The sequence below is a fragment of the Nocardia sp. CY41 genome (assembly GCF_009829325.1).
Taxonomy (GTDB): Bacteria; Actinomycetota; Actinomycetes; order Mycobacteriales; family Mycobacteriaceae; genus Nocardia.
This window is the reverse complement of the sequence record NZ_VUOS01000032.1, coordinates 89,526-95,787: the sequence shown is the minus strand read 5'-3', so window position 1 is coordinate 95,787 and position 6,262 is coordinate 89,526. Positions and strand designations below refer to the sequence as shown.

Genomic DNA, 6,262 nt, shown 5'->3' with positions numbered 1-6,262 from the left:
GATAAGCACTGTGCGGGTCCGCCGCGAACTCTATGGAATACAAGGGAATTCGCGGGCCGTCGGTGTCGATCGGCGAACCGTGCGGTGCGCGACTGTGTGCGGAGGACGGGGACGTCGTCATCGAGAAGACTCCAGGCGATCGGGCAGCAAGATCCGTGAGCCTAGACAGCCAGCAGGCCGCCCGCCAAGGCGCGCTCGTAGGACCCCGGCGGGAGCAGGTACATGCGAGCCAGTGCCGGTCGCCGTCTCGCAGGCCGATGGACGTACCAAGTCTCAGGGCAGGGAATCCTGGCACCCCTCTGTACGACGACTCTTCCGATCCATCCTGTCCGCCAGTGGCGGGCTCGGGGGTCGGGTGGTGTGGTGCTGTAGAGCGGTGAGCAAGCGCGAGAAACAGCCCGAACGGGGCCGAAACACCATGGGCGAGTGCGCGAATGAGAGGACCTCACCCACCCCAGATCGTGGTCGTGGCTGGCCGGGACCATGCCGCCGCCATCGCGTCGCTGGACGCGCACGTGGACGGCCTCACCGGCCTCATGCGCAGCGCGATTCCCATTAGGTTAGGCGACGAGGGTGAGATGAGCGGCCACGACCTGGCCGGAATCGCCTGCTCGGGTCATCAGGCGAGCGATGGCGTCGGCCACCTGGTCGGGCTGCTCGAGAATCACCGAGTGCCCGGCGCCCTCGACCATCACGAGGTCGGAGTACTCGACGGCCGCGGCCATCGCGACCGAGTGCGACGGCGGCGTCATCAGGTCGCCGGTGCCGCACAGCACCAGCGTGGGGATTTGCGAGAGGACCGCGAGCGCGTCGGTCCGGTCGTAGACCATGAATTCGCTCAGGAAACTCGCCATCGTGACGATCGGAGTCTCGTTGCGCATCGCGTTGGCCAGCGCCAGCACGCGCGGGCTGACCTTGCGATTGCCGAACTCGGCGGCGCGGATGAGGGGGGCCAAGAGTTTGCAGGCCACAGGTTTCGTGTGGTGCATCAGGCCCGGGGCGCGGCGGACGGCCGCCTGGAACGCGAAAACGACCGGGTTGCGCAAAAGCCGGCCGAGGCCCGCGTCGGCGAGCCCGCTCGCGGCGGTCGCCAGGAGCGCGACGCCTACGATACGAGTGCCGATCTCGTGCGGGTGCCGTGCGGCGTAGGTCAGCACGGTCATGCCGCCCATCGAGTGGCCGACGAGGACGACCGGTCCGGTGGGGGCGACCGCGTCGAGAACGTCCTGCAGGTCGCGGCCGAGCTGGGCGAGGTTATAGGTCTTGCGGGACGCCGCGGCGGAGTCGCCGTGTCCGCGGTGGTCGTAGCAGACCACCCGGGCGTCGGGGTATCGGCGCAGCAGCGCATCTCGGACGTAGGTCCAGGACTCGCTGCGCAGGCAATGGCCGTGCAGGAGGACGACGGTGCGGTCGGCATCGCGCGGACCGTACTCGCGAACCGCGAGAGCGACGCCGTCTCGGGTCGAGACCGTGACACGCCGTTGCGCCACGGTGGAGATGGTGGTGCGGATCGACATGAGCGGCTCCGGTTCGTTGGCGGGGAGGTGTTCTGCTCGCTGCGCGACAACTATCCTCATCGAATCGGTACCGGGCCGACATGGGGCATATACCTATTTACGGTTATGCGATCCCCTATTCACGGTTGCCGATCGGCGTTCAGATGAGTCGCACTCGTGTGCATCTGGGGTCCACCCCGACCCCAACACCACGCGTGCGACCGGGCCGAAAAGCGTCAGAATGGGGTCCATTCTTCTATGCCTGGGGGTATGTCCGCCTGAGTCTTGGACTTCAACTCGACATATCGAGTCTCGGAGGGATCTGCTATGCGTGTGGGGTATATCAGGGTGAGTACGGTCGACCAGAACACCGTGCGTCAGCTCGACGGGATCGCCGTCGAACGCACCTTCATCGACACCGCCTCCGGGAAGGACACCGCCCGCCCGTGGCTGGAGGAGCTGATCGGGTTCGTGCGTGACGGTGACAGGGTGATCGTGCACTCCATGGACCGCCTGGCTCGCAACCTCGACGACCTTCGGCGGTTGGTGGGCACCGGTGGTCACCGCCGCGGCCAGACATGCGGCGGCGATCGTCTTCCATGCCCCACGCAGGCTGAGTTCGTCCATATCTGCGCCACTCCTCATTGAGCCCGAGCACTGATCACGGAGACCGCGAGCGCTCACCACATCAGAATGAGTATTAACATAACAGACGTTATGCTCCCCGTTCCACCGCTTCCGGCCTCGCCGACAGCACTTGGTCACCGCGCCATCACCAGCTCGGACAGCCGTGAATCTGCGTCACAATGGCGAATTAAGACCCCACAGGCAACGTGGCACAGTCACAACCCACCGAACGGCCGACCACAGCAGACACAAGGGTTTCATGTCACGGATTATGGAGCAATGAGAGTAATCACCAGTAACATATTGCCACTGCGCGCGGGTCGCCGGAGGCGGCCACGCCATGGCTGCGGAAAACCCTCCGTACGGATTCATCGTCTCCAGATGCATCTGTCACAGATCTTTTCGGTAGGGTGAGACCTGTGAACGGCAGACAGCTCTATCGCCTCGCTCGGCGGCTGAGCGAGCTGGCGTGTCAGGCGAACATCGCGCCCGGCGACCGCCTTCCCTCCCCGGGAGAAATGGCGATCCTGGGCGAGGTGGCCGAGCATCCGGGCTGCTCGATCCGCCAATTGTGTGAGCGCACGGGGTTCGTCCAGAGTCACGTCTCCACGATCGTGGCCGGGCTTACCGAGCGGCGCCTGCTCGTCACCGACACCGATCCCGCCGACCGTCGCCGCACCTTGGTCCACCCCGGTGAGCAGCTCACCCAGGGTGTCGACCGTCGCAGGTGGTCCATCGATCCCACTCTCGCCGATGCCATCGGCGACCCCACCGCCGCGCGGCGTGCCGCGGCATTACTCGAGGAACTCGCCACGCTGCTGCTCGACGAGCATCGACCCGCGGTGGCGCAACGGCCGTCCATCCCCACTGAAGGAAAGGACTGTCCATGACCGACATCAGCGAGCAGCCGGTCACCGTCGTCACCGGCGCGGGCTCGGGCATCGGCCGCGCCATGACGCATGCTATCCGCGGCGGCGCGGCCGCAATCGCCTACACCGCGTCCGAGCACGGCGTCATCGGCATCACCCGCAACATCACCTGGGCACACGCCGCCGACGGCATCCGCTGCAACGCCATCCTGCCCGGCCCCACGATGACCGGCATGGCCCCGACTTCGACCCCGCGGGCGTCGCCCGGCTGCGACCGATCATCGAACTCGACCAGCAACGCCTCGCCACGCCCGAACAGATGGCTGCGGTCGCGGTGTTCCTCGCTTCCTGCGCCGCCTCGTTCGTCAACGACGCCGTCGTGCCCGTCGACGCCGGTTGGTCGGCCGGATGACCTGGGCCGACGATCGCTGTCGCCGGGTGGCGTTGCACGCTGCGGGACGACATGCCGATGCGAGGATCGACCGGTGAGCACTCCCAAGCTGTGGCGTGGCCAGACGCCGCAGGATCGGTCCGGCGACCGTCGTGAGCAACTGCTCGACGTCGCCTTCGACCTACTCGGCACCGGCGGATCGGCCGCGGTCACCATGCGCGCGGTGACGCGTCAGGTCAACTGAGCCCCCGTTATTTCTACGAAAGCTTCGACAGCCGAGAGGAATTGCTCACCGCCGTCTACGACCGGGTCGAAGACGGGCTCCGCGCACGGCTCGACGAACTCCCCGGCGCTGCCGATCTCCCTACGGCCGTGCGCACCGCGCTGGAAGTCTGCGCCGACTACTTCGAGGCCGACCCGCGCCGCGCTCGGGTCTTGTTGCGCGAGCCGCTCGCCGACGACACTCTGCGCGAGCACAGCGCCCGTCGCGCCTCGGCGATGACGCGCACCCTCGCCGTGGCGCTCGGGCCCGAGACCACCGCCCTGCTACCGGCCGACGACGCATCGATCACCCTCGCCGGCACGGCGCTCAGCGGCGCGCTCGTCGCGCTGTATCTCGATTGGGTCGACGGACGGCTCGACGTCTCCCGCGACCGGCTGGCCGAGGCCGCGACCGGTCTCGTTCTCGCCGTCACCGTCGCGGTCGACCACTGAAGCGCGGCACGCTCGGTCGCATCCCGATGCGCCGTTCACCGCTTCTTCACCCGAGCGTGACCGCCCGGCGGCAAGATGACACGATGCGGCGGATGTGCGTGACGGGCGCGGTGGCGGGGATGCTGGCAGCCGGTGGTCTGGCGGCCGGCGCGCCGCCGGCGGCGGCCGATGGTCCCGCCGCGTTCGATCTCGAAGCCCATCGCGGCGGGCTGGGGCTGGTCGCGGAGAACACGCTGCCCGCCTTCGCGAACGCGCTGGAACTCGGGGTGAGCACCCTGGAGCTGGACGTGCAGATCACTGCGGACGGGTACGCGGTGGTCACCCACGACCGCGATCCGAGTCCGGCGAAGTGCGTGGACACCGCCCCTGTCGTGCCCGGCGACCCGAAATTCCCCTATGTCCCGGGAAAGACGTTCATTCGCGATCTGACTCTGGCTCAGGTGCGGACGATCGATTGCGGTTCGGTGCCGTCCACCGACCAACCCGGGCAGCGCAGCGCGCCGGGAGCTCGGATGCCGCTGCTGTCGGAGGTCGTCGAACTGGTGCGCGCGTATCACGCCGATCAAGTGATGCTGAACATCGAGACCAAGGTCGAGGCCCCGGCCCCGGAGCAGACCGCGCCGCGCGAGCAGTTCGTCGACGTCGTGGTGGCGGAGATCCGCCGGGCGGGCATCGCGCCACAGGTCACCATCCAGAGTTTCGATTTCGCCACCCTGCGGCTGTTGCGGGAAGCAGCGCCCGACCTGCCGGTCGTCGCGTTGACCGACGGCCCGCCGAAGTTGCGAGCCGGAGAAATCGGCGGATCCCCGTGGCTGGGCGGGATGGACCTCGACGACTTTCCGGGATCGCTGCAGGAGAAATACGTCGCGGCCGCGGCGGCCATCGGCGCCGCGGCGGTTTCGCCGGTACACGGCACGCCGCAGAACGCCGCGGTCACCGACCCGGACTATCAGCCGTTCACCACGAAAGAACTCGTCCGCGCCGCGCACCGCCGCGGCATGCGGGTGGTGCCGTGGACCGTCGACGACCGTCCGACCATGACCGCGCTGCTCGATATCGGGGTGGACGGCCTGATCACCAATCGACCTGACGTGTTGCGTGCCCTGCTGTCCGACCGCGGTTACCGCCTGCCACCGGCATATCACCACCCTTAGAGCGGGCAGCCGGAGAAGTGCGCTCGGCCGCGGCACACGCGCCGCGGCCGGCCTTTCCCAGCGCGCCCGTGGCCACACGGGCCCCAGGCTCCGAGGTCAAGCGAGGCTTTTCAGCAATTCATCGGCCACCCGCGCGGAGGACGCGGGGTTCTGGCCGGTGATCAGGGTGCGATCCACCACTACGTTCGAGGTCCACGGTGCGGCCTCGCGGAAGTCGGCCCCGAGCTCGACGAGCCGATCCTGTAGCAGCCATTTCGCCTTGTCCGCGAAGCCCGCCTGGGTCTCTTCGGCGTTGGTGAACCCGGTGAGGGCATAGCCCGCGAAGACGCTCGCCCCGTCGGCCCCTCGCGCGGCGAGCAGAGCCGCGGGCCCGTGGCACACCACGGCCAACGGCTTGCCCGAGGCCAGGACGGTGGCGAGCAGCCGACCGGAATCGGCGTCTACCGCCAGATCCTCCATCGGCCCATGGCCGCCGGGGTAGAACACCGCCGCGTAGTCGGCGACGTCGACCTTCGCCAGATCGACCGGATTGTTCAACTCGGCACTCGTGCCGATCACCCGAGCCCGGTGGTCGGCGGTGTCCTGGCCGTCGTTGACCTCGGGCGCGAGGCTGCTCTTGTCCACGTTCGGCACGACGCCACCGGGCGTGGCCACCACAATCTCGTAGCCCGCGCCCTTCAGTCTCTCGAAAGGCACCACGAACTCCTCCGCCCAGAAGCCGGTGGGGTGTTCGGTCCCGTCGGCCAGAGTCCAATGGTCCGCTCCGGTCATCACGAAAAGGATCTTCGACATCGTCTGTTGCCTCCGTCGTCCGGAACCCGCCGGCCGGGTTCGGTCATCGAGTTCCGGCGCGCCGCACCCCGCTGACCTCGGGTTCGCGAATATTCCTGTTTCACTTCTGCCTCCCTGCGACCGTCCGGGTGCCACACCGGTCGGCGAGGTGCCGGCCACATAACGCCATCCTCCTCCTGACCTGCGCTTGTACGCGCGCCATACTGGACCGGTGACTGA

At 67.9% G+C, this 6,262-nt stretch carries 7 protein-coding genes and 2 pseudogenes; 6 read left to right on the top strand and 3 right to left on the bottom strand.

The window, feature by feature from the left end; all coding sequences use genetic code 11:
* Positions 1-560 precede the first annotated feature (560 nt).
* Positions 561-1,517 carry an alpha/beta fold hydrolase gene (locus tag GVY64_RS31205; protein WP_159849334.1) on the bottom strand — a complete coding sequence of 319 codons (957 nt, stop codon included), beginning with the start codon at positions 1,515-1,517 and terminating at the stop codon, positions 561-563.
* A gap of 306 nt (positions 1,518-1,823) precedes the next feature.
* Here GVY64_RS31205 and GVY64_RS31200 point away from each other — a divergent pair.
* The 3 genes and pseudogenes from GVY64_RS31200 to GVY64_RS38950 all read left to right on the top strand — a co-directional run.
* A pseudogene (locus tag GVY64_RS31200) lies at positions 1,824-2,045 on the top strand (recombinase family protein); the annotation flags it as partial.
* A gap of 497 nt (positions 2,046-2,542) precedes the next feature.
* The gene (locus GVY64_RS31195; RefSeq protein WP_159849332.1) at positions 2,543-3,013 is read left to right on the top strand and encodes a MarR family winged helix-turn-helix transcriptional regulator; all 471 of its coding nucleotides are present in this window, start codon (positions 2,543-2,545) and stop codon (positions 3,011-3,013) included.
* Positions 3,010-3,180: pseudogene (locus GVY64_RS38950) on the top strand (hypothetical protein); the annotation flags it as partial. The gene GVY64_RS31195 and the pseudogene GVY64_RS38950, both read left to right, overlap by 4 nt.
* On the opposite strand, the gene GVY64_RS38945 reads toward GVY64_RS38950, so the two are convergent.
* Positions 3,114-3,290 carry a hypothetical protein gene (locus GVY64_RS38945; protein WP_328821037.1) on the bottom strand — a complete coding sequence of 59 codons (177 nt, stop codon included), beginning with the start codon at positions 3,288-3,290 and terminating at the stop codon, positions 3,114-3,116. The pseudogene GVY64_RS38950 and the gene GVY64_RS38945 overlap by 67 nt on opposite strands.
* Before the next feature lie 187 nt (positions 3,291-3,477).
* Between GVY64_RS38945 and GVY64_RS38940 the strand changes: the two genes are divergently transcribed.
* The 3 genes from GVY64_RS38940 to GVY64_RS31180 all read left to right on the top strand — a co-directional run bounded on the left by GVY64_RS38940 (position 3,478) and on the right by GVY64_RS31180 (position 5,251).
* Positions 3,478-3,627 carry a hypothetical protein gene (locus tag GVY64_RS38940; protein WP_328821036.1) on the top strand — a complete coding sequence of 50 codons (150 nt, stop codon included), beginning with the start codon at positions 3,478-3,480 and terminating at the stop codon, positions 3,625-3,627.
* 41 nt (positions 3,628-3,668) lie between these two features.
* On the top strand, positions 3,669-4,097 hold the full coding sequence (locus tag GVY64_RS31185; RefSeq protein ID WP_328821034.1) for a hypothetical protein: 429 nt from the start codon (positions 3,669-3,671) through the stop codon (positions 4,095-4,097).
* A 92-nt stretch (positions 4,098-4,189) separates the two neighbouring features.
* Positions 4,190-5,251 carry a glycerophosphodiester phosphodiesterase family protein gene (locus GVY64_RS31180; RefSeq protein ID WP_236567395.1) on the top strand — a complete coding sequence of 354 codons (1,062 nt, stop codon included), beginning with the start codon at positions 4,190-4,192 and terminating at the stop codon, positions 5,249-5,251.
* A gap of 96 nt (positions 5,252-5,347) precedes the next feature.
* Here GVY64_RS31180 and GVY64_RS31175 read toward each other — a convergent pair whose 3' ends face one another.
* The gene (locus tag GVY64_RS31175) at positions 5,348-6,043 is read right to left on the bottom strand and encodes a type 1 glutamine amidotransferase domain-containing protein (RefSeq protein WP_159849328.1); all 696 of its coding nucleotides are present in this window, start codon (positions 6,041-6,043) and stop codon (positions 5,348-5,350) included.
* Between the last annotated feature and the right edge of the window lie 219 nt (positions 6,044-6,262).

Coding starts and splice junctions, on each gene's coding strand:
- GVY64_RS31205 (WP_159849334.1), bottom strand. CDS start 1,517: ATGTCGATCCGCACCACCATCTCCACCGTGGCGCAACGGCGTGTCACG.
- GVY64_RS31175 (WP_159849328.1), bottom strand. CDS start 6,043: ATGTCGAAGATCCTTTTCGTGATGACCGGAGCGGACCATTGGACTCTG.
- GVY64_RS31180 (WP_236567395.1), top strand. CDS start 4,190: ATGTGCGTGACGGGCGCGGTGGCGGGGATGCTGGCAGCCGGTGGTCTG.